This window comes from Motiliproteus sp. SC1-56 (genome assembly GCF_017309075.1).
In the GTDB taxonomy this organism is placed as follows: domain Bacteria; phylum Pseudomonadota; class Gammaproteobacteria; order Pseudomonadales; family Balneatricaceae; genus Motiliproteus.
The window spans coordinates 115,955-137,072 of the sequence record NZ_JAEMGS010000007.1; the positions used below are offsets into that span (position 1 = coordinate 115,955).

Annotated in this window: 17 protein-coding genes, 4 tRNA genes, 2 other RNA genes and 1 riboswitch; of the genes, 17 read left to right on the forward strand and 6 right to left on the reverse strand. The window is 62.7% G+C overall.

The genetic code is table 11. The annotated features are described in order from the left end of the window. Positions 1-52 precede the first annotated feature (52 nt). From JGZ97_RS09510 to JGZ97_RS09530, 5 genes are all read left to right on the forward strand, one after another. Positions 53-481, forward strand: a complete 429-nt coding sequence (locus JGZ97_RS09510) for a hypothetical protein (protein ID WP_207062381.1) — start codon at positions 53-55, stop codon at positions 479-481. A 58-nt stretch (positions 482-539) separates the two neighbouring features. Next, a riboswitch (TPP riboswitch) is annotated at positions 540-642 on the forward strand. Positions 643-745: 103 nt separating this feature from the next. Then, positions 746-2,641, forward strand: a complete 1,896-nt coding sequence (gene thiC / locus JGZ97_RS09515; protein ID WP_207062382.1) for a phosphomethylpyrimidine synthase ThiC — start codon at positions 746-748, stop codon at positions 2,639-2,641. Between the two features lie 2 nt (positions 2,642-2,643). Next, positions 2,644-3,603 (forward strand): TIGR01212 family radical SAM protein, encoded by a 960-nt coding sequence (locus tag JGZ97_RS09520; protein ID WP_207062383.1) that lies wholly within the window; start codon positions 2,644-2,646, stop codon positions 3,601-3,603. Between the two features lie 205 nt (positions 3,604-3,808). Then, the gene (locus JGZ97_RS09525; RefSeq protein WP_207062384.1) at positions 3,809-4,213 is read left to right on the forward strand and encodes a bacteriohemerythrin; all 405 of its coding nucleotides are present in this window, start codon (positions 3,809-3,811) and stop codon (positions 4,211-4,213) included. Between the two features lie 91 nt (positions 4,214-4,304). Further along, the gene (locus tag JGZ97_RS09530) at positions 4,305-5,174 is read left to right on the forward strand and encodes an ion transporter (protein ID WP_207062385.1); all 870 of its coding nucleotides are present in this window, start codon (positions 4,305-4,307) and stop codon (positions 5,172-5,174) included. Here JGZ97_RS09530 and JGZ97_RS18390 read toward each other — a convergent pair. From JGZ97_RS18390 to JGZ97_RS09545, 3 genes are read right to left on the reverse strand one after another with little or no spacing between them, the layout of a single operon-like run. Next, a complete protein-coding gene (locus tag JGZ97_RS18390) occupies positions 5,138-5,635 on the reverse strand; it encodes an MOSC domain-containing protein (RefSeq protein WP_207062386.1) in 498 nt (165 codons plus the stop codon). The two genes, JGZ97_RS09530 and JGZ97_RS18390, sit on opposite strands and share 37 nt — an antisense overlap. Beyond that, entirely contained in the window at positions 5,632-6,699 is a 1,068-nt protein-coding gene (locus JGZ97_RS09540; RefSeq protein ID WP_207062387.1) for a CNNM domain-containing protein, read from the reverse strand. The genes JGZ97_RS18390 and JGZ97_RS09540 overlap by 4 nt, the downstream gene beginning before the upstream one ends. Before the next feature lie 29 nt (positions 6,700-6,728). After that, positions 6,729-7,991, reverse strand: a complete 1,263-nt coding sequence (locus JGZ97_RS09545) for a valine--pyruvate transaminase (protein ID WP_207062388.1) — start codon at positions 7,989-7,991, stop codon at positions 6,729-6,731. A gap of 90 nt (positions 7,992-8,081) precedes the next feature. On the opposite strand from JGZ97_RS09545, the gene JGZ97_RS09550 reads away from it, so the two are divergent. The 10 genes from JGZ97_RS09550 to thiI all read left to right on the forward strand — a co-directional run bounded on the left by JGZ97_RS09550 (position 8,082) and on the right by thiI (position 16,043). Next, positions 8,082-8,540, forward strand: a complete 459-nt coding sequence (locus tag JGZ97_RS09550) for a regulatory protein RecX (protein WP_242521654.1) — start codon at positions 8,082-8,084, stop codon at positions 8,538-8,540. Between the two features lie 924 nt (positions 8,541-9,464). Continuing rightward, on the forward strand, positions 9,465-12,083 hold the full coding sequence (alaS, locus tag JGZ97_RS09555) for an alanine--tRNA ligase (RefSeq protein ID WP_207062484.1): 2,619 nt from the start codon (positions 9,465-9,467) through the stop codon (positions 12,081-12,083). A gap of 30 nt (positions 12,084-12,113) precedes the next feature. Next, complete coding sequence (locus JGZ97_RS09560) at positions 12,114-13,352, forward strand: aspartate kinase (RefSeq protein ID WP_207062389.1); 1,239 nt, start codon at positions 12,114-12,116, stop codon at positions 13,350-13,352. Between the two features lie 165 nt (positions 13,353-13,517). Continuing rightward, a complete protein-coding gene (gene csrA, locus JGZ97_RS09565) occupies positions 13,518-13,703 on the forward strand; it encodes a carbon storage regulator CsrA (protein WP_207062390.1) in 186 nt (61 codons plus the stop codon). 66 nt (positions 13,704-13,769) lie between these two features. After that, positions 13,770-13,859 (forward strand) — tRNA-Ser (locus tag JGZ97_RS09570). A gap of 12 nt (positions 13,860-13,871) precedes the next feature. Then, positions 13,872-13,948: transfer RNA gene (locus tag JGZ97_RS09575), tRNA-Arg, on the forward strand. A 42-nt stretch (positions 13,949-13,990) separates the two neighbouring features. Then, positions 13,991-14,067 (forward strand) — tRNA-Arg (locus JGZ97_RS09580). Positions 14,068-14,109: 42 nt separating this feature from the next. Continuing rightward, positions 14,110-14,238: non-coding RNA, RtT sRNA (locus JGZ97_RS09585), on the forward strand. Between the two features lie 44 nt (positions 14,239-14,282). Next, positions 14,283-14,410: non-coding RNA, RtT sRNA (locus JGZ97_RS09590), on the forward strand. A 181-nt stretch (positions 14,411-14,591) separates the two neighbouring features. Beyond that, entirely contained in the window at positions 14,592-16,043 is a 1,452-nt protein-coding gene (gene thiI, locus JGZ97_RS09595; protein WP_207062391.1) for a tRNA uracil 4-sulfurtransferase ThiI, read from the forward strand. 37 nt (positions 16,044-16,080) lie between these two features. Here thiI and JGZ97_RS09600 read toward each other — a convergent pair whose 3' ends face one another. Then, the gene (locus JGZ97_RS09600) at positions 16,081-17,004 is read right to left on the reverse strand and encodes a histone deacetylase family protein (protein ID WP_207062392.1); all 924 of its coding nucleotides are present in this window, start codon (positions 17,002-17,004) and stop codon (positions 16,081-16,083) included. Positions 17,005-17,230: 226 nt separating this feature from the next. On the opposite strand from JGZ97_RS09600, the gene JGZ97_RS09605 reads away from it, so the two are divergent. Next, a complete protein-coding gene (locus JGZ97_RS09605; RefSeq protein ID WP_207062393.1) occupies positions 17,231-18,847 on the forward strand; it encodes a tetratricopeptide repeat protein in 1,617 nt (538 codons plus the stop codon). Positions 18,848-18,991: 144 nt separating this feature from the next. After that, positions 18,992-19,342, forward strand: coding sequence for a PilZ domain-containing protein (locus tag JGZ97_RS09610; protein WP_207062394.1), 351 nt, complete (start codon positions 18,992-18,994; stop codon positions 19,340-19,342). Here the strand turns inward: JGZ97_RS09610 and JGZ97_RS09615 are convergent. Further along, complete coding sequence (locus JGZ97_RS09615) at positions 19,339-20,916, reverse strand: HDOD domain-containing protein (RefSeq protein ID WP_207062395.1); 1,578 nt, start codon at positions 20,914-20,916, stop codon at positions 19,339-19,341. The two genes, JGZ97_RS09610 and JGZ97_RS09615, sit on opposite strands and share 4 nt — an antisense overlap. A gap of 114 nt (positions 20,917-21,030) precedes the next feature. Beyond that, positions 21,031-21,105 (reverse strand) — tRNA-Arg (locus JGZ97_RS09620). Between the last annotated feature and the right edge of the window lie 13 nt (positions 21,106-21,118).

A 21,118-nucleotide genomic window follows, 5' to 3' on the forward strand; every position in this document is an offset into this window, starting at 1 on the left:
GAGGTAGCTTTGCCGCTATCCACCTAACGTTCGGTGATTGAAGAGGAATTCCATGAAAACATCCGTCGAGCGAAACGAGCGTCGCCTGAAAATCATCTGGTATGTCGGACTGCTGGCGCTGCCGGTCCTGATCCTGCTGCTGCTCTCCAGCATGGATCCCTACGAGAGGGTTAAGCTCAACCAGGTGCTGGAGCTGCGCCAGTCGTTGAAGGAGCGTGGCGCCGGCGCCGAGGTGATCGACTACCTGGACCGTCGCGGCGGTCGCAACATCAGCGCCGAGGAGCTGGAGAGCCTGCGCGAGGCATCCGGGAGCGAGATCTTTTTCATGCTGCGCAGCGCCCGACTCAGCGAACCCCTGCGGGTGTTCGTGGGGATGGCGCTGGAGGACGGTTACATCACCCGGGGCGAGGCCGAGGCGTACCAGGATATCGCCCGCCGTGAGCTGTCCCGCCCCGAGGTGCTGCAGCAGTTCGGCTTCTGATCGCGCGCGTTTCCATCCCGCCCCTTGCCAGGGGGGCGGGCGGCTCTGCTATAGTGGGGCTGTCTTGTCGGGGTTCCCGCTAACACGGGATGAGAGGCGATTAGCCAACCCGCGAACCTGATCCGGTTAATACCGGCGTAGGAAACAAGATTTCTGGCAGCTGTCCGTTCCCGCCCGAACTCCCTCTCCGTCAAGACATCCGTGAACCGTTTTCACCCGCAGGCAGGGCCTGTCGGCAATGGCGTGAGCGCCGGGAGATGTCTGATGAATACCCAGGAAAACAAGAACCTTCGAGAGTCCGCCCAGGTTGATGCTGCCTCCGTGCAGCCCTTTCCGGGCAGCCGCAAGGTCTACATTGAAGGCTCGCGCCCGGATATCCGCGTGCCCATGCGCGAGATCAGCCTGGCCGACACCCCCACCGCCTTTGGCGGCGAACCGAACGAGCCGCTCCGGGTCTACGACACCTCCGGCCCCTACTCCGACCCCGAGGTCGATATCGATGTCCGCCGCGGGCTGGCGCCGATGCGCGAGCGCTGGATTCTGGAGCGGGAAGATACCGAGCAGCTGAACGAACTGACCAGCGAGTATGGCCGTGCGCGCGAAGCCCTGGCCGAGCTCGACGGCCTGCGCTTTGACCTCAGGCGCAAGCCGCGCCGGGCAATCCCTGCAAACGACGGCCGGGCGGGGAACGTCACCCAGCTCCACTACGCCCGCCGGGGCATCATCACCCCGGAGATGGAGTTCATCGCCATCCGCGAGAACATGAAGCTGGTGGAAGCGCGCAATAATCCCCAGCTCAACGAGCAGCACCCCGGGCAGAGCTTCGGCGCCAATATCCCGCGGGAGATCACCCCCGAGTTCGTGCGCAGCGAGGTGGCCGCCGGACGGGCGATCATTCCCTGCAACATCAACCACCCGGAGCTGGAGCCGATGATCATCGGCCGCAACTTCCTGGTGAAGATCAACGGCAACATCGGCAACTCGGCGCTGGGCTCCTCCATCGAGGAGGAGGTGGCCAAGATGACCTGGGGCACCCGCTGGGGCTCGGACACCATCATGGACCTCTCCACCGGCAAGAACATTCACGAGACCCGCGAGTGGATCATTCGCAACAGTCACGTGCCGATCGGCACCGTGCCCATCTACCAGGCCCTGGAGAAGGTCAACGGGGTGGCCGAGGATCTCACCTGGGAGGTGTTCCGCGACACCCTGATCGAGCAGGCGGAACAAGGGGTGGACTACTTCACCATCCACGCCGGGGTCTTGCTGCGCTACGTGCCCCTGACCGCCAAGCGCATGACCGGCATCGTCTCCCGCGGCGGCTCGATCCTGGCCAAGTGGTGCCTGGCCCACCACAAGGAGAACTTCCTCTACACCCATTTCGAGGAGATCTGCGAGATCTGCAAGGCCTACGACGTGGCCTTCTCCCTCGGCGACGGCCTGCGTCCGGGCTCCGTCTACGACGCCAACGACGAAGCCCAGTTCGCCGAGCTGGAAACCCTCGGCGAGCTGACCCAGATCGCCTGGCAGCACGACGTGCAGGTGATGATCGAGGGGCCCGGTCACGTGCCCATGCACATGATCAAGGAGAACATGGACAAGCAGTTGAAGGAGTGTCACGAGGCGCCCTTCTACACCCTGGGACCGCTGACCACCGACATCGCCCCGGGGTACGACCACATCACCTCCGGCATCGGTGCGGCGATGATCGGCTGGTACGGCTGCGCCATGCTCTGCTACGTGACCCCCAAGGAGCACCTGGGACTGCCCAACAAGGATGATGTCAAAACCGGCATCATTACTTACAAGCTCGCCGCCCATGCGGCGGATCTCGCCAAGGGGCACCCCGGCGCGCAAATTCGTGACAACGCCATGTCCAAGGCGCGGTTCGAGTTCCGCTGGGAGGACCAGTTCAATATCGGCCTCGACCCCGATACCGCCCGTGCCTACCACGACGAGACCCTGCCCAAGGAATCGGCCAAGGTGGCGCATTTTTGCTCCATGTGCGGGCCCAAGTTCTGCTCCATGAAGATCAGCCAGGAGGTGCGCGAGCTGGACGACAGCCAGATTGCCGCCATCAACCTGGAAGCCGACAAGGGCATGGCGGCCAAGGCGGAGGAGTTTAAAGAGACTGGCAGCCAGTTGTATAAAAAGGTCTGACCATGCAGCTTGCGAATCGGGTCAACACCTTCGGCCGCCACATGCAGGCGAAGTACGGCCAGCGGGTGCACAAGCTGGCGCTCAACGCCAGCTTCACCTGCCCCAACCGGGACGGTAGCAAGGGGATCGGCGGCTGCACCTTCTGCAACAACGTCTCCTTCAGCCCCAACGCCAAGCAGCCGCCGTCCATCGCCCAGCAGATCGAGGCCGGCAGGCGCGTGATTCAAAAGCGCACCGGTGCCCGGCGCTACCTGGCCTACTTTCAGGCCTACACCAACACCTACGCCGATATCGCCTACCTCAAGGGACTCTATGACGCGGCCCTGGCCGAGCCGGATGTTATCGGCCTCTCCGTGGGCACCCGCCCCGACTGCGTGCCGGACCCGGTGCTCGATCTGCTGGCGGCGTATCAGCAGCAGGGCTTTGAAGTCTGGCTGGAGCTGGGGCTGCAGTCGGCCAATGACGCCACCCTGGCCCGGGTCAACCGGGGCCACGGCTGGGCCGAGTACCAAGACGCCATCCTGCGGGCGCGGGTCCGCGGGCTGCAGGTCTGCACCCACCTCATCGTCGGCCTGCCCGGAGAAGTCGCCTGGGACAGCGTGACCAGCTTTGAGCGGGTGCGGGAGCTGGGGGCCGCCTCGACCGCGACCCAAGGGCTCAAGCTGCACCCGCTGCATATCGTCAAGGGCACCCAACTGGCCCGGCAGTGGAAACAGGGGCTGTACGAGGGGGTTCCCTTCGACGCCTACGTGGAGGCCGCCGTGGCGATCCTGCAGCGCAGCCCGCCAGCGCTGGTGCACCACCGGCTTACCGGCACCGCCGATCCGCGCATCCTGCTCTCGCCTGGCTGGTGCGCGAAGAAGTGGGCGGTGCTCAACGCCATTGCGCAGGGACTGGCGCGCCCCGTCGCGACCTCCTCCATGGGCAGGCGGTGGTCGTCTGGCCTTATTGCAACCGCATGAAAATAAAAGATTTATCATTTTCGTGGTGTCCGCTGGCGTGTGGCTATTGCGCTGCATCAAGAAAGCCGGCGTTTGTCGTTAAAGGCCATTCTTAAAATATGGTTTAAGACCTAAGCTCACCGCATTCGGCAGGGAGGCCGGGAGCGGGCGTGGGGCCCTCTTTAAAGCACAGGAGGTGATCACAACCTCAAGGAGTACGACTGTAATGGACGCGAATACCAACTTGTTTGCCTGGTGTCAGTCTTTTTCCATCGGCGATGAGTTTGTCGATGCCCAGCACAAACACCTGTTTTCCATCCTCTTCCGCCTGCACCGCTCGATGGATGCCGGCGACAGCCAGGAGCTGATCGAGGGCACGCTCAACGAGCTGATCGACTACACCCAGCGTCATTTTCGCGACGAGGAAGCGCTGATGGAGCGGGTCGGCTACCCGGGGCTCGCCGAGCACAAGGCCCAGCATGACACGCTGATTGAAAAGGTGGAGGACATGATGGAGGAGTTCATGGAGGGCGAGCCGGTGCTCACCATTGAAGTGCTGATCTTCCTCAAGGAGTGGCTGACCACCCATATCGCCCAGGAAGACGCCAGGATCGGGGCGTTTATCGCTTAAGGCTCCGGTAGCATTCCTGAAACCGCGGGTGGTTGCATTCCGGCTGTTTGACGCCATCTTATCCCTGGTGTCTTTCAAGGGGGTTGGTTGAATGTCGAACACAGAGCATGTCACGGGTGGCGGGCCGCGCGGGTACTGCCAGCGGCTGGTTGCGCATCCGGTGACCCACCGGGCGATTCTCGCCCTGATTCTGATCAATGCCGTCACCCTGGGGCTGGAAACCTCCGCCACCGTCATGGCCGCCCAGGGGGAACTGATCCGACTGCTCGACCGCCTGATTCTGGGGGTGTTCGTGGTGGAGATCGCGGTGCGCATCTACGCCTACCGCCTCGCGTTCTTCCGCGATCCCTGGAGCCTGTTTGACTTTGCCGTGGTGAGCATCGCCCTGGTGCCGGCCACGGGCCAGTTCTCGGTGCTGCGGGCCCTGCGGGTACTGCGGGTGCTGCGCATTCTCACCATCGTGCCGTCCATGCGACGGGTGGTGGGCGCGCTGCTGGCCTCGATCCCGGGGCTGGCCTCCATCGCCCTGGTGCTGCTGCTGATCTACTACGTGTTCGCGGTGATCGCCACCAACCTGTTCGGGGCGGCGTTCCCGGAGTGGTTCGGTACCCTCGGCGCTTCTCTTTACACCCTGTTCCAGATCATGACCCTGGAGAGCTGGTCCATGGGGATCGCGCGGCCGGTGATGGAGACCTACCCCTACGCCTGGGCCTTCTTCGTGCCCTTCATCCTGGTGGCGACCTTCACCATGTTGAACCTCTTCATCGCCATCATCGTGAATGCCATGCAGAGTTTCACCGAGTCGGAGACGCAAACCACGGTGAACGCGGTGGACGATGCGCGGGACCATATCGAGGCCGATATGCACGCCGAGATGCGCGCGCTGCGGGCCGAGCTGGGGGCGTTGCGGGCGGAGCTGGCGGCTCAGTCGTCGAGGGGGAGCACCGGGTCGTCCAGCTGAAAGGCGCCGGACTCCAGAATGCGGGCGCAGATCCCGCCATGACCGAGCATGGCGGCAAAGCCCCCGGGGCCTAACGCCTCTTCCATGCGTGAGCAGGGCGGGCAGTTGGCCGTGCCCTCGAACAGCGCATCGCCGATGCGAAAGCGGCGGTGGCGCAACCCCTGCAGGTTGATCCCGGCCACCACCAGGTTGCGGCGCAGCCACTCGGGGCGTACTTCGGGCTTGCCCAAAAGGGCCGCGATGACCGGCAGGTGCTCGGCCTGGATCAGGGTGACCTGGCGAGCAGAGCCTGCCCGGCCCTGGCAGCGCCGGTCCCCCTCCAGCCCCTGGCCGGCCAGGGCCCGGGCATTTTCCAGCACTTTCACCGGGGCGCGGCGGGCCGGGCGCAGGCCGATCCAGACCAGGCGTCCCGGGGGCAGGGCGCGAAGCCAGCGCTCACTCAGGCGGTCGCTGCGGGTCATGCGCCGGGGCCTGACGAGGTGCGAATATCGATGCCCATGGCCTTGGCGCGGCGTTTCCAGAGCATGCGGGCCAGGCGCTGCATGTCGGTGGTCCTGTCCTGCTCATCGACGATCTCCAGCCCCAGCAGGGTTTCCAGCAAGTCCTCCAGGGTCAGGATGCCCTCCATGGCGCCGTACTCGTCCACGACCAGCATGATGTGGGCGCGCTTACGCATGAACTCCTCGAAGGCCTGGGCCAGGGAGAGGGTCTCGGGCAGGGCGTGCAGTTCCCGCTTGTACTGGCTCAGGTGGTTGTCGCGCTCTCCCCGGGCCTGGGCCAGCAGCAGGTCGGACTTGAGCACAAAACCGACAATCTGGTCTTTCTGCTCGCCGTAAAGCGGAATGCGGGAAAAGGGCATGTTTCCCTGCTCCAGGAAGAACCCTTCCACCTTGAGGCGGCTGGGCAGGGAAAAGACCACGGGGCGCGGGGTCATGGCGTCGCGCACCTGGGTGCGGTGCATCAGCAGCAGGTTCTGCAGCATGGCCGATTCCTGCAGCCCCAGCTCCCCCTCGTGGGCGCTGAGCCGGGCCATGGCGGCGAACTCTTCACGGCTGAAACCGTTGAGGGTGTGCTCGGTGGCAATCCCCCGGGTCAGCCATTCGGAGAGTTTGACGAAGGGCAGCAGCAGGGCGATCAGTACCCGCAGGGTATGCGCCGTCGCGGGGGCCAGTTGCCGCCAGTAGACCGCGCCCAGGGTCTTGGGAATGATTTCGGAGAAGATCAGAATCAGCAGGGTCAGCACCGCTGATATCACCCCCACGTAGGCGTTGCCGAAGACCGCCGCCCCCTGGGCGCCGGCCCCGGCGGCGCCGATGGTGTGGGCGATGGTGTTGAGGGTGAGGATCGCCGCCAGGGGCCGGTTGATGTCCGCCTTGAGGCGGGCCAGCAGGGGCCCCGAGGGTCGCCCCTCTTCCTCCAGCAGGGCTACGTGGGCCGGGGTGACGCTGAGCAGCACCGCCTCGGCCACCGAGCAGAGAAACGAGAAGCCGAGCGCGATCAGAATGTAGATGATCAGCAGGGTCATGGGTCAGGTCCTTGTGACGGCGGGCGGGTTCAGGGGTGCTCCCGGTAAGCGCGCTGCACCTCCTCGGCGATGATCTCGATCCCCCGGCGCACGCTGGCCGGATCCTGGCTGTAGGTGACGCGAATGCACTCCTGCTTGTGCTGCCACTCGTCGCCGATACCGGGGAAGAAGTAGTGCCCCGAAACCACCAGCACCCCCCGTTGCTTGAGCCGTTCGTAAAGCTCCAGGCTGGAGATGGGCAGGTCCTTGAACCAGAGCCAGAGGAACATGGCCCCCTCGGGCTTGTGGATATAGTAGGGGGTATCGGGCCCCATTGCCTCCCGCAGCCAGCCGACCGCCTCTTGGGCCCGGCGCTGGTAGTAGGGACGCACCAGGTCGTTGCTGACCTTGAGGATTTCGCCGTTGCGAACCAGGTCCTGGGCCAGCACCGCGCCGAAGCTGCCGGTGGAGAGGTTGATGATGGCGTTAATGCCGGACAGGGCCTGAATGATCTCCTCGCGGGCCACCACGATGCCGGTGCGAACCGAGGGCAGCCCCAGCTTGGAGAGGCTCATGCAGACGATGCAGTTGTCGTTCCAGAGCGGGGTCGCTTCGGTGAAAACCAGGTTGGGGAAGGGGGTTCCGTAGGCGCTGTCGATAATCAGCGGGATCTCGTGTTGCCGGGCCAGGCTGTCCAGCTGGGCAAGCTCCTCGTCGGTGATCACGTTGCCGGTGGGGTTGGTGGGTCGGGAGACGCAGATAGCCCCGGTCTGCTCGGTGATTTCAAACTCGCTGAAGTCGACCCGGTACTTGAACAGGTGCTCGTCCAGGATGTCGATGCGCGGGTGGCCGGCGCTGAAGAAATCCCGCGACAGCCCGGCATCGGCATAGCCGATGTACTCCGGGGCCATGGGCAGCTGGATGCGCTTGAAGCTGCCGTCGTCGTAGGCGCCGGCAAACATGTTGAAGAGCATGAAAAAGCCGGCCTGGCTGCCGTTGGTCAGGGCAATGTTCTCGGGGCCAATGTCCCAGCCCAGCTCGCGGCGCAGCAGCCGGGCCAGGTTCTCGACAAAGGTCACTTCGCCCTGGGGCGGGTCGTAGACGCCGATCAGGTGCTGGAACTCCCTGGGGTTGTCGAGAATGCGTTCCATGCGCTGGCGGAAGAGCTCCTGCACCGCCGGAATATGGCCCGGGTTGCCGCCGCCCATCATGATCATGTCCCGGTCTCCGGCCAGGGCGTTGCCCAGGTCGTCCATCAGGCTGAGGATGCCCGAGTGGGAGGTGAACTTGGTGCCGAAGGCGGACAGTTTCATGGCGGCTCCTCGCGAGCGGGTGATGACGTTGAGGCGAAAAGCCGATTATTCTATCGGCGGCCGGGAACGAGTGAAACCCAGGGGGATATCTTGGAGGTAGAGCAGGAATTATACGAGGTGGCGATCGGGTTGCTGGCGCGTCGCGAGCACAGCCGCCGCGAGTTGAGCGACAAACTGCGTGGCCGTGCCGGCGACGGGGGCGCGCTGGACAGGGTGCTCGACCGTCTGGCGGAGGAGGGGCTGCAGAGTGACGTGCGTTTCGCCGCAAGCTTTGTTCGAGCCCGGGTGGAGCGGGGACAGGGCAGCCTGCGCATTCGCCAGGAACTGGGCCAGAAGGGGGTGGATAGCGAGACCCAGGCCTTGGCGCTGGAGGATTGCGAGGTGGATTGGTTCGAACGGGCGCTGGCGGTCAAGGTCAAGCGTTTTGGTGGGGCACCGCCTGAGGATCGGCGTGAATATGCCCGTCAGGCGCGTTTTCTCAGCTATCGCGGCTTTACCGGCGAGCAGGTGCAGTACGCGCTCGAGAACCGGGACGCGCTGGATTTTTGAAGTGGCACGATACGGCGCAAAGCTGACGCTTGCGGGTGTTTTTTTAGGCTCATTTTCGGCGTGTAGGCGAAGTTTTATTCCGCCCCGGCCGGGCGGGATAAGGGGATGCGTCGCCATCCCCTTATCGATCCCCGGCGACCCCTACGAAACCGCCCTGACGGGTACGCGCCTTCGGCGCTATAACAGTCACCCTGGGCTGAGCGACGCGGCATCCCTGCCGCGGCGCCCAGGACCGTCATCCATGACGGCCCCCTTCGGGCCTGATCAGGCTGCCTGTTATCGGTTTCGAAAGGGAACTAGGTGCTGCCGGCAGGAACGGTGCTCCCTGCGACAGTTTGTAAGCTTTCGAGCTATAGAGAATGAGGTGAGGCTGGCACCCGGCCCTCCTATCAATCGATGAAAGCCAAGCTGAAAATGGCCCGAAGGGGATCGTCAGGGATGACGATCCGGCCATCCGTGCCGGGGATGGCGCGTATGGCCGCCTCAGTTTGGCTTTCATAGCGCCGCAGGCGCGTACCCGCAGGGCGATTGATTGGGGCGCGCTTTTCTTTGGTTCGGTTTCTTTTGCGCGTGCAAAAGAAATGAACGCGCCCGGGTGGGCGCAACAAAAGCTATCGAACCACTCGGCAAAGCAGGTTGAACCACCCAAACCAACCGCCCCACCTAGGCATCCAAAAAGGTCCGCTTCGCGCCGATAGTGACAGTTGTTTCCCTTGGATAACAACCAACCATAGAAAGGCGTCCAAAGTGCCTATTTTTAACCGAACGCGTAGTTTCCTTCGCTCCGGGGCAGGCTGTATACTATTGCGTTTTTGCAACTCCGGCGCCGGATGTGGTATTTACCGGCGGGTCGGGGCGAGATAGTCCAATCCGTCCCGTTTTTGATGTTATTGCTTTTGTCGGTGCACGTACTTTATGAAGAAGATGAACAGCGCGCAGATTCGTCAGGCGTTTCTGGATTACTTCAAGCAGCAGGGCCACGAGGTGGTTCCCAGCAGCCCGCTGGTGCCCGGCAACGATCCCACCCTGCTTTTCACCAACGCCGGCATGGTGCAGTTCAAGGACGTGTTCCTGGGCTCGGACAAGCGCAGCTACACCCGCGCCACCAGCTCGCAGCGTTGCGTGCGCGCCGGCGGCAAGCACAACGATCTGGAAAACGTCGGCTATACCGCCCGTCACCACACCTTCTTCGAGATGCTGGGCAACTTCAGCTTCGGTGACTACTTCAAGCAGGACGCGATCCGTTTCGCCTGGGAACTGCTGACTTCCGAGCAGTGGTTCGGGCTGCCCCAGGAAAAGCTCTGGGTCACCGTCTACGAAGAGGACGACGAAGCTTTTGAGATCTGGCGCGACCAGATCGGGGTTCCCGCCGAGCGCATCGTCCGTATCGGCGACAAGGGGGGGCGCTACAACTCCGACAACTTCTGGGCCATGGGCGACACCGGCCCCTGTGGCCCCTGCACCGAGGTCTTCTACGATCACGGTCCCGAAATCTGGGGTGGCCCTCCCGGCAGCCCTGAAGAGGACGGCGACCGGTACATCGAGATCTGGAACATCGTCTTCATGCAGTTCAACCGCGCCGCCGACGGCACCATGGCGCCCCTGCCCAAGCCTTCCGTGGATACCGGTATGGGCCTTGAGCGGATCGCTGCGGTGCTGCAGAACGTGCACAGCAACTACGAGATCGACCTGTTCCAGAATCTGCTCAAGGCCGCCGCCGAGGTGACCGGCTGCGAGGATCTGGAGCACAAGTCATTGCGCGTTATTGCCGACCACATTCGCTCCTGCGCCTTCCTGGTGGTGGACGGCGTACTCCCCTCCAACGAGGGTCGCGGCTATGTGCTGCGCCGCATCCTGCGCCGGGCCATCCGCCACGGCAACAAGCTGGGCGCCAAGGGCGCGTTTTTCCACAAGCTGGTGGCGGCCCTGGTGGCCGAGATGGGCGCGGCTTATCCTGAGCTGGCCGAGCAGCAGGCCCAGGTTGAGCGCGTGCTGCTCAAGGAAGAGGAGCAGTTCGCCAAAACCCTGGAGAAGGGCATGCGCATCCTCGAGCAGGATATCGCCGACCTTGATGGCAAGGAGATTCCCGGCGAGACCGTGTTTACCCTTTACGACACCTACGGTTTCCCGGTTGACCTGACCGCCGATATCGCCCGTGAGCGTGAGCTGGAGCTGGACATGGTGGGCTTTGAACGGCAGATGGAAGCGCAGCGTGAGCGCGCCCGGGCCGCCGGTCAGTTCGCCGTCGATTACAACGAGAGTCTGGCCCTGGATACCGAAACCCTGTTTGCCGGCTACGACGGTTTGGCGCGCCCGGCGAAAGTGGCCAGGCTGTTCCGGGGCGCAGAGGAGGCGAGCTGCCTCGAGGCTGGCGAAGAAGGGGTGGTAGTGATGCCCGAGACCCCATTCTACGCCGAGTCCGGCGGCCAGGTTGGCGACACCGGCCTGCTGCGCGGCGAGGGTGTCTGCTTCCAGGTGACCGATACCACCAAGCAGGGCAAGGCCTTCCTGCACCACGGCAAGGTGATCGAGGGTAGCCTCAGCGCCGGCGCCGAACTGGAGGCGCTGGTCGACGCCGAGGCCCGGCAGGCCACGGCGTTTAACCACTCGGCGACTCACCTGCTGCACGCGGTGCTGCGCGACCAGCTGGGCGATCATGTGAACCAGAAAGGCTCGCTGGTGGATGCCGAGCGGCTGCGCTTTGACTTCTCCCACTTCGAGGCCCTCAGCCGCGAGCAGCTGTTGGGCATTGAAGCGTCGGTCAACGCACTGATCCGTGCCAACCTGCCGGTCACCACCCAATTGATGAACATCGAGCAGGCCAAGGCCAAGGGTGCCATGGCGCTGTTCGGCGAGAAGTACGACGAGGACGTGCGGGTGGTGAGCATGGGGGAGGCCTCCATGGAGCTCTGTGGCGGCACCCACGTGCAGCGCACCGGCGATATCGGCTGGTTCAAGATTGTCTCCGAGGGCGGCATCGCCGCCGGGGTGCGGCGTATCGAGGCCCTGACGGGGCCGGCGGCACAGCGCTGGATCGGTGAAACGGAAAAGAACCTGGATCGCCTCACCGGCCTGGTCAAGGGCAGTCGCGACTCCCTGGTGGAAAAAGTGGGCTCGGTGATCGAGCGCAACCGTCAGTTGGAGAAGGAGCTTGAGCAGCTCAAGGCCAAGCTGGCCAGCTCCGCCGGTAACGATCTGGCGGCCCAGGCCGACGAGGTCGCCGGGGTCAGGTTGCTGGCGGCTAAGCTGGAGGGCGTGGATCCCAAGGCGCTGCGCGATACCCTGGATCAACTCAAGAATAAGCTGGGCTCGGCGGTGATTTTGCTGGCTGCCGTGCAAGGAGAAAAAATCAGTCTCGCCGCGGGCGTCACCCAGGATTTGACCGGGCGCTTCAAGGCCGGCGAGCTGATCAAGCATGTTGCCACGCAGGTGGGCGGCAAGGGCGGCGGGCGTCCCGACATGGCTCAGGGGGGCGGAACAGAGCCCGAGTCCCTGTCGGCCGCGCTCGCCTCGGTGCGCGATTGGGTGCAGGAGCGGGCCTGAGGACGGGCCCCGAGTAGAGATAGAGCAAAGATGGCACTGATTGTTCAGAAGTACGGCGGAACCTCGGTAGGCAGCGTCGAGCGTATTCAGGCGGTGGCCGACAAGGTCTGTGGGTTCCGCCAGCGCGGCGACGACGTGGTGGTGGTTGTTTCGGCAATGAGCGGCGAGACCAATCGCCTGATCGCCCTGGCCAAGGAGATGCAGACGCGTCCCTCGTCCCGGGAGATGGATGTGCTGGTCTCCACCGGGGAGCAGGTGACCATCGCGCTGTTGTGCATGGCCCTGGAGGAGCGGGGCTGTCCTGCCCGTTCCTATACCGGCGGGCAGGTGCGCATCCTGACCGACAGTGCCCACACCAAGGCGCGCATCCAGGACATCGATGACCAGCCCATTCGGGCCGACCTCAAGGCCGGTCGCGTGGTGGTGGTGGCCGGCTTCCAGGGAGTCGATGAGCAGGGTAATATCACGACCCTCGGCCGGGGCGGCTCCGATACCACCGGGGTGGCGCTGGCCGCGGCGCTGAAGGCCGACGAGTGCCAGATTTACACCGACGTCGACGGCGTCTATACCACCGACCCGCGAGTCGTTGAGGGGGCGCGCCGACTGGACAAGATCACCTTTGAGGAGATGCTGGAGATGGCCAGCCTGGGCTCCAAGGTGTTGCAGATTCGGGCTGTGGAGTTCGCCGGCAAGTACAACGTACCCCTGCGGGTGCTGCACAGTTTTCAAGAGGGTCCCGGGACCCTGATCACCATAGAGGATGAGAGCGCAGTGGAAAAGCCGGTTATTTCTGGAATCGCGTTCAACCGCGACGAAGCCAAACTCACTGTATTGGGTGTGCCCGATATTCCCGGTGTCGCCAGCCGCATTCTCGGTCCTGTGAGCGACGCCAATATCGAAGTCGACATGATCGTGCAGAATGTGGCGGAGGATAAGACCACGGATTTCACCTTCACGGTCCACCGCAACGACTTCGAAAAGGCCGAGGAGATTCTCCAGGGCGTGGCCCAGGAGCTCGGTGCCCGGGAGATCTCAGGCAACAACAAAATTGCCAAGCTTTCCATCGTCGGCGTGGGTATGCGTTCGCACGCCGGTGTCGCCAGCAAGATGTTCGCAGCGTTGGCCAAGGAGGCGATCAACATCCAGTTGATTTCGACCTCCGAGATAAAGGTATCGGTGATCATTGCCGAAAAGTATCTGGAGCTGGCTGTACGCTCCCTGCACTCCGCTTTCGAGCTGGATGCGCCGGAAGTTGTCAGCGAGTCCTGATGGTAAGTAAGGAGGGCGTGGACAGGCCCTCCGCGTGTCCTATCTGGTATTTAATTTAACTGCAGTAGCTACAGTTCTGATGCCGTCTATACTCAGTTCTAGTTCTGGGTATGGACCCCGCGGCCCAGTTGCTAGGGAGGCATCAAACTAGTTAAGGAGAGCTTTATGTTAATTCTGACCCGCCGTGTGGGTGAAACATTGATGGTTGGAGATGATGTCACCGTGACCGTGTTGGGTGTAAAAGGTAACCAGGTACGCATCGGCGTCAATGCACCCAAAGACGTATCCGTTCACCGTGAGGAGATTTATCAGCGCATTCAGAAAGAAAAAGAGAAGAGTCAGGAAGACTGATTGGATTTTTCTGCATTTATTCTTTTATTTCTATAAGCGATTCGGTACTATACGCGCCGTTGTCGCGGTGAGGTGGCCGAGTGGCTGAAGGCGCGCCCCTGCTAAGGGCGTATACCTTAACGGGTATCGAGGGTTCGAATCCCTCCCTCACCGCCATCACGACATTGCGGACCCGTAGCTCAGCTGGATAGAGTACCTGGCTACGAACCAGGCGGTCAGAGGTTCGAATCCTCTCGGGTCCGCCACCTAACAAAGATGTGTTGATCCGTCAGTGCATCGTCGCTTAAGCACCCGTAGCTCAGCTGGATAGAGTACCTGGCTACGAACCAGGCGGTCAGAGGTTCGAATCCTCTCGGGTGCGCCATACGAAAGAAAAGGCCCCTAGTGAAAACTAGGGGCCTTTTCTTTTGTGCGTAGCTGAGGGCAGGTGAGAGCCTCTCGGGTTCGACGCGAGCGTAGCGAGCGAACGTCGCCATAGGCGACGGCCCCGAAGGGGTGAGGCGCTTAGCGCCGAATCATCCTCTCATATCTTGCTCAAGGAAAAGCCGCTCCTCGCTGTGAAAGTCGGGGGCCTTTTCTTTTGTGCGTAGTCGGGGGCAGGTGCGCACCGCTCAGGTTCGACGCGAGCGCAGCAAGCGAACGTTGCCATAGGTGGCGGCCCCGAACGGGTGAGGCGCTTAGCGCCGAATCATCCTCTCGAGTATCTCGCTCAAGGAAAAGTCGCTCCTTGCTGTGAAAACCAGGGGCCATTTCTTTCGTGCTCAGTCGAGGGCTTTCTTTTTCGCCTCGCCGGACCTGCGAGGATAGTGACGCCCGAGGGCGGAGCGATTTGGCCCCCTGCCAAGGCTTCTGTATAATTTCTGACCTTTTCAAGCCAGAAGCCTTCCCATGAAATTTATCGTCAAGCTGTTCCCCGAAATCACCATTAAGAGCAAGCCGGTTCGGCGTCGCTTTATTCAGCGCCTGCAGTCCAATATTCAGGTGATTCTGCGGCGTATCGACGAGGGGGCAAAGGTCAGTGGCCTCTGGGACAAGGTGGTGGTAGAAACCACCACCGAGCAGCCCGAGCAGTTGCAGGCGATGATTCAGGCCCTCTCCGAGACCCCGGGGGTCGCCTACTTTCTGCAAGTGACGGAGCATCCCCTGGGGAGCTTTCAGGAGGTCTTTGAGCTTGCACGGCAGGCCTGGGGCGAGGCCTTGGCGGGCAAGTCCTTTGTGGTCCGGGTCAAGCGCGCCGGCAAACACGAGTTTACCTCTAACGATCTGGAGCGTTACGTGGGCGGCGGCCTGTTGCAGCACACCGAGGCGGCCCGGGTCGACCTGCACAACCCGGATATGACGGTGAACCTGGAGGTGCGCGACCAGTCCCTCTACCTCGTCGAACGCCGCTATCCGGGCCTGGGGGGGTATCCCCTGGGTAGCCAGGATGGGGTCCTGTCGTTGATTTCCGGCGGCTTTGACTCCACTGTTTCCAGTTACCTGACAATCAAACGCGGCTGCAAGACCCACTACTGCTTTTTTAACCTGGGCGGCGCGGCCCATGAAACCGGGGTCAAGCAGGTCTCTTACTATCTCTGGCGCCGATATGGCTCCTCCCACCGGGTCAAGTTCATCACCGTCCCCTTTGAAGAGGTCGTGGCGGAGATTCTGAAGTCGGTTCACCATTCCCAGATGGGGGTGGTGCTGAAGCGGATGATGCTGCGGGCCGCCGGTGAAGTGGCGGAGCGCCTGGGTATCGAAGCCCTGGTGACGGGGGAAAGTATCGCCCAGGTCTCAAGCCAGACTCTGCGCAACCTGTCGGTGATCGACAGCGTCAGCGATACGCTGGTGCTGCGCCCGCTGATCACCTCGGATAAGCAGGACATCATTGACCTGGCGAAAGCCATCGGTACCTACGACTTTGCCAAGAGCATGCCCGAGTATTGCGGCGTCATCTCTGACCGGCCCACCACCCACGCCAAGCCCGAGCGCATTGTCGAGGAGGAGGAGAAGTTCGATTTCTCCGTGCTGGAGGAGGCCGTCGCCCAGGCCCAGGTTATGCGTATCGACCAGATTGAGCAGCAGGCCCGCGAAGAGGTGGAGGTCGAGACCCGCGACCAGGTGCAGGCCTCAGAGGTCATCGTGGATGTGCGTCACCCCGACGAGGAGGAGCGCGACCCGTTGCAGGTGGATGGGGTTGAAATCATCAAGATTCCTTTCTATAGCCTGACCACCGAGTTTCCTAACCTGGACCCGCAGCGGGAATACCTGCTCTATTGTGAGCGCGGTGTGATGAGTCAGCTGCACGCCCTTTACCTCAAGGAGCAGGGCCACGCAAACGTCAAGGTCTACCGCCCTTAACTTGAAAAGGCGCCGCCGCCGTCGGCGCCGATAGGCCTCAGTAGCCCAGCAGCGCCTCCAGGTGGGCCTGGGCGCTGTAGGCCAGGGAAGAGGGGTTGTAGCCCCCTTCCAGCACCGACACCACACGATTACCCGAGTAGATTCGGGCGGTGTCGAGAATCAGCTGGGTGACCCAGCGATAATCCTCTTCGTTGAGCTTCAGGTCCGCCATGGGGTCTTCCCAGTGGGCGTCGAACCCTGCCGAGATAAAGATCATGTCCGGCTTGTGGGCCTGCAGTGCGGGCAGCCAGCGGGACTCGACCGCATGGCGAAACGCGGTGCCGTCACTGTTGGCCGGAAGCGGGCAGTTGACGATATTGGGGCGTTCCAGGGTGCTGTAGCGTTCGGGGTAAAAGGGGTGCTGGAAGGTGGAGCAGACCAGCACTTCCGGGCGGTCTTTGAAAATATCCACCGTGCCGTTGCCGTGGTGGACGTCAAAGTCGAGCACGGCGACCCGTTCAATGCCCGGCTGTGCGAGCGCGTGCAGGGCGCCGATGGCGACGTTGTTATAGAAGCAGAACCCCATCGCCATGTTGTGTTCGGCGTGGTGTCCGGGGGGGCGCACCGCGCAGAAGGCGTTGTCGCTCTTGCCGGCCAGGACCCGGTTGGTGGCCAGGATGGTGCCGCCCACCGCGAGGCTTGCCGCGTGCAGCGACTGGGGGCAGAGGGCCGTGTCCTCATCGGTATAGACGACCCCCTTCTCGGGCAGCCGCATTTGCAGGCGCTTGGGGTGGAGGGGGTTGTGGGCCAGGTGGATCTGGTCTGGGGTCGCGTGCACCGCGTCCATCTGTACCAGGTGCTCGTTAAGGCCGCTGCGTTCGATCTGGCGGGCGATGGCCAGCAGCCGGATGGGGCTCTCCGGGTGCTCCGGTCCCATGTTGTGGAGGCCGCAGTCCTGATGGCTGATATAGGTCGTGACCATGGATTACTTCTTATTGGTTTGCAAGCCGCCCAGTTTAAAAGATTCGCTGCGGCGGCTCGCTTAGTCAAAGGTCTCATAGCGGGGGCGGGTAGCCCTCTGTTTGCAGCCTATCACATCGCTGCGTCCCCGGTCTGCCGCTTGCCTTTGATTGCTTCGCCGTGACCAAAAAGCTATCTTTTGAGGCGCCGACGTTGCCTCTCTAGTTGCCTGTGATCCGGAGCCCGCTTTGCCCGCCCCCATTGATTATGCCTCTCTCAAGGTACTGCTGATCGATAGTAGCGGCAATTTTCGCGCCACCATCAAGCGGATGCTTGAGGATATCGGGTTCAAGCAGGTGACCGCAGAGACCATCAGTCCCGCGGTGATCGACTGGGTGAGCGAGGGCGATTACGATCTTATTCTGATCGGCCACAATATTCAGGACCGCTACTCCGGGCTGCAGTTGCTGGAGGAGGCTCGGTATCGCGGGGTGATCAAGCCCACCTGCTCCTGGGTGCTGATGACCAGCGACGCTTCCCAACAGTCGGTGCTGTTCGCCATTGAGATTCAGCCCGACGAGGTGCTGACCAAACCTTTTACCATGGTCCAGTTGCGCCGGCGCCTGCAGCACCTGTGCCGCCGCCGCGCCGCGCTGGCGCCGATCGAACGTGCGGTGGAGCGGGGGGCTGTGAACCGTGCGATCAGCCTGTGTGACACGGTGCTGCCCAAGTCCGATCCCAACTACACCCAGGCGCAGCTGATCAAGGGGCGCCTGTTGCTGGACAGCGGCGACTACACTGCCGCCAAGGCGATTTTCGAGCGCTATTACTGGAGCACCCAGGATCTGCAGCCGGGCTACTTCCTGGCCCGTTGTCACTTCCTGCTGGGGGAGTATGAAACGGCGCAGCAGCTCCTGGAGCGGCTGATTGCCGAGCATGACCTGCTGACCCCCGCCTATGACCTGCTGGCCCAGGTTCTTGAGGCCACGGGCAACCCTCTCGAGGCCCAGGAGGTGCTGCGCAAGGGGGCGCAGCGGTCGCCACTGGGGATGGGGCGCCAGCTTGAGCTGGGACGCTTGGGAACCCTGAACCAGGATCTGTCGGTGGCGGAGCACGCCTACCGCAAGGCGGTTCAGCTCTGTGAGCAGAGCTGTCATGCCAGCCCCGTCCCGTTTCTGCAGCTGGCCAACGTGCATCGCCTTCAGGCCCTTGAGAGCGGCGGCGCAGAGCGCCGGGATCATATCATCGAGGTCGAGCGCCTGCTGGAACGGGCTCAGCGGCGCTTTCGCGACGATTCACGCCTGGCGGTGCAGACCCAGTTGGTGAAGGGGCAACTGCACGAGGATCTGAAGGAGCCCGATCAGGCGCAACAGTGTTACCAGGAGGCGCATCGGCTGGCGGCGGCAGTCGAGGGCGAGGTGGACATTGAACAAATGCGCCAACGAATCCTGGCGCCGCCCTCGCCGCACCCGGCGCCTCCGCCGGCTGCTGTGGCGCAGGTCCCAGAGAGCGGGGAGAAACCCGCTCAGGATCCGGTGATGAGCCGCAAGGTCAACCGCATCGGGGTGCGCAACTACCTGGCGGGCAAGCCCAGCCAGGCGATTCGTTATTTTGGTTTGGCCTTCGAGTACGATGCCCAGAACGGGGAGGCACTGCTGAACCTGGCCCAGCTGTTCCTGGAGGCGGCGCGGGACACGCCCAGTCGCAGTCAGGAGCGGATGCGCATGTTCCAGCGCTACATCCGCCTGGCGCAACGGCTGCCCCTTACCGGTGCTCACAAGGAGAAGCTGGAGCGGCTGCGCCGTTTGGGGTTCCTCTCCCTGGAAGAGCTGCCGGAGGGGCCCTTGGGCCAGCTGTTGAGGTAGTTCGCGGGAAGCGCCCGGACAAGGGGGCGAGGAGGCGGTCTGGAGTGGGCGGGCAGGCCAAACGCTAGACCTAGGTCAACGCTCGGATACCCGGCATCAACTATAGTGGAGTGGCATGCATCATTGTGAGTTGGGGGAAGTGCTATGGCGATTGATCGACGAGGGTTTTCCCGCCTGCACGTGGTCTGGAAGGCGACGCTGACACGCTTGAACGGCGAGCAGTTTCCAGGCAGTACCGACAATGTGTCCCAGGACGGCCTGAATGTGATCGTGGATTGTTCCCTGGTGTTGGGCGAGCCGATCAAGGTGGACCTGGTGTCCCCGTGTCGAGGGCGGACCTGCTTTTTCCGCCTCGATGGGGTTGTCGTTTACGACAAGCCGCTGGGCAATAATCTGGGGCGCGCGGTCGGCCTGCGATTGCTGGAGGCCGATCCAAACTACCTGCGCCTGGTGCGTCAGCTCGAGGCCGGCGAGGCGGAAGACCTCGCCAGCTAGGGCTTGGCGCTTTTGCCGCTCCCCGGCGTGCTGGTTCCCCTTTGCTGGCTGTAGGCCAGCGCCATCTTGGTTTGCATGAAAAACTGGTTGAAGGCGCGAAAGTCCTCTTCGTTGACAGGATTGGCGCTGCTCAACTTGTCTGCATAGAGAAATCCCAGGGGCTTGCTCCCCACGCCGAGCGGCGCCAGGATAAAGCCTCTCGGGTTTACCTGGGTGAGGAAGTGTCCCGGCAGGCGTTCGCTCCAACTCGGCTCCTGGCAGTCGATTACCAGCAGGGGGCTGCCCTTGGCCAGCAGGCGAAAGAAGAAGGTGTCTGCCTGGGACTTGCGGCTCAGTTCAAAGAAGGTTCGCATCGCTTCGATCTGTTCGCCCCGGGCGATTTTCATCGTCAATTTCTGACGGTCTGCGCTCAGCAGGCAGAAGCCGGCGCGGTTGCAGCCGGTGCTTTCGTGGATCGCTTCAACCACCTTGGCCAGCACCTTTTGAATCGGCGTTTGGGCTTCCACCAGCGCGCCGATCTCCTGCAGGCATGTTAGCTGGCGCTGGGCTAGTGCGGACTGCCGCTCGGGCTGCTGTTGTGCGGCCGCAGGGGCTGGTGCGTCCTCATCGCTCACGTCCTGGCGGGTGTGAATGTAGTAGGCGACTTTGCGGTTGAATTCGTCCAGCGGCTCATCGCCGCTGTCGCGTAGCGGCGGAATCAGGCGTTGCTTGGGAATGCCGTAGTCGCGGGCCAGGTCGCAGGCCATTTTGAAAGCCTTGTTGAGGCTCCCGTGGAGGTCGTCGGAATCGACCCGGGTTTTCTTGCTTAACTGTGTCAGCAGCTCGTTCAGCTTGTGTTTGCCCGAGCGGTCATGGCCGTAGACCAGTTGCAGCACTTGGTCCCCTAGGGAGGCCAGGTGAAAATTGAGGCGCGCGTTGCCCCGTAATCCTTCTGCGCTCAGGGCATCCATGGACTGCACCACGGTCTGGGGAAACCCCCAGCTCTCCGCCAGGTCCTGGCCCAGGTCGCTGAATAGCCCACCGAGGTTGTCTACTTGAATTTTGTGCCAGCTCTGCTCGTTGCGGGTGCGCTCGGCCAGCATTTGCTTGTAGGTGTCCGGCAGTGTGTAGGCGACCACAATCTCGCCAAGCCCGTGCAGAAGACCGCAGGTGTAGCTCTCCTCGATGTCGTCGCCGCCGGCCTTTTCCGCCACCTCCCGGCAGATCACCGCGGTAACGAAAGAGCGCACCAGCAGGTCGGTGATTTCGTTGCCGGGGTTATCGTTGGTGAAACTCTCGATAAGCTTCAGGGTGAGGGAGAGGCTCTTGATTTCGTCAAAACCGATCAGCACCACCGCCCGGGAAATGACGTTGATGCGGCCCTGGCCGCGGTTGCAGTGGGAGGAGTTGGCCAGCCGCAGCAGACGCGCGGACAGGTTGGCGTCCTTCATTACCGCCAAGGCGAGCGCCATGGCGTCACTCTCGGGGGAGCTGCTGACCTGCTGAATGCGGTTCACGGTAGCGCTGAACACCGGCAGGTCGCCGAGGCGATCCAGATGGGCGTGGATGGCGTTGAGGGTGTTGAGGTATTTCACGTATCGGCAAACTCTGGTGTTAGCGTTTTTCCGTTGCCTTTCGACACCGAAGAGCCAGAGCTTCCGGTAGTTTTGGCGTTGACCCCGTGGGCGTCCACCGGTGGCGAGTGGTGGTGGCCTCCCCGACAGGACTCGAACCTGTATCTAGGCCTTAGGAGGGCCCTATTCTATCCGTTGAACTACGGGGAGGCTGCAGCGGGGG

Bases quoted from the DNA above. Each gene is read 5' to 3' on its own strand.
- JGZ97_RS09510 (WP_207062381.1), top strand. From the start codon at position 53: ATGAAAACATCCGTCGAGCGAAACGAGCGTCGCCTGAAAATCATCTGG.
- thiC (WP_207062382.1), top strand. From the start codon at position 746: ATGAATACCCAGGAAAACAAGAACCTTCGAGAGTCCGCCCAGGTTGAT.
- JGZ97_RS09520 (WP_207062383.1), top strand. From the start codon at position 2,644: ATGCAGCTTGCGAATCGGGTCAACACCTTCGGCCGCCACATGCAGGCG.
- JGZ97_RS09525 (WP_207062384.1), top strand. From the start codon at position 3,809: ATGGACGCGAATACCAACTTGTTTGCCTGGTGTCAGTCTTTTTCCATC.
- JGZ97_RS09530 (WP_207062385.1), top strand. From the start codon at position 4,305: ATGTCGAACACAGAGCATGTCACGGGTGGCGGGCCGCGCGGGTACTGC.
- JGZ97_RS18390 (WP_207062386.1), bottom strand. From the start codon at position 5,635: ATGACCCGCAGCGACCGCCTGAGTGAGCGCTGGCTTCGCGCCCTGCCC.
- JGZ97_RS09540 (WP_207062387.1), bottom strand. From the start codon at position 6,699: ATGACCCTGCTGATCATCTACATTCTGATCGCGCTCGGCTTCTCGTTT.
- JGZ97_RS09545 (WP_207062388.1), bottom strand. From the start codon at position 7,991: ATGAAACTGTCCGCCTTCGGCACCAAGTTCACCTCCCACTCGGGCATC.
- alaS (WP_207062484.1), top strand. From the start codon at position 9,465: ATGAACAGCGCGCAGATTCGTCAGGCGTTTCTGGATTACTTCAAGCAG.
- JGZ97_RS09560 (WP_207062389.1), top strand. From the start codon at position 12,114: ATGGCACTGATTGTTCAGAAGTACGGCGGAACCTCGGTAGGCAGCGTC.
- csrA (WP_207062390.1), top strand. From the start codon at position 13,518: ATGTTAATTCTGACCCGCCGTGTGGGTGAAACATTGATGGTTGGAGAT.
- thiI (WP_207062391.1), top strand. From the start codon at position 14,592: ATGAAATTTATCGTCAAGCTGTTCCCCGAAATCACCATTAAGAGCAAG.
- JGZ97_RS09600 (WP_207062392.1), bottom strand. From the start codon at position 17,004: ATGGTCACGACCTATATCAGCCATCAGGACTGCGGCCTCCACAACATG.
- JGZ97_RS09610 (WP_207062394.1), top strand. From the start codon at position 18,992: ATGGCGATTGATCGACGAGGGTTTTCCCGCCTGCACGTGGTCTGGAAG.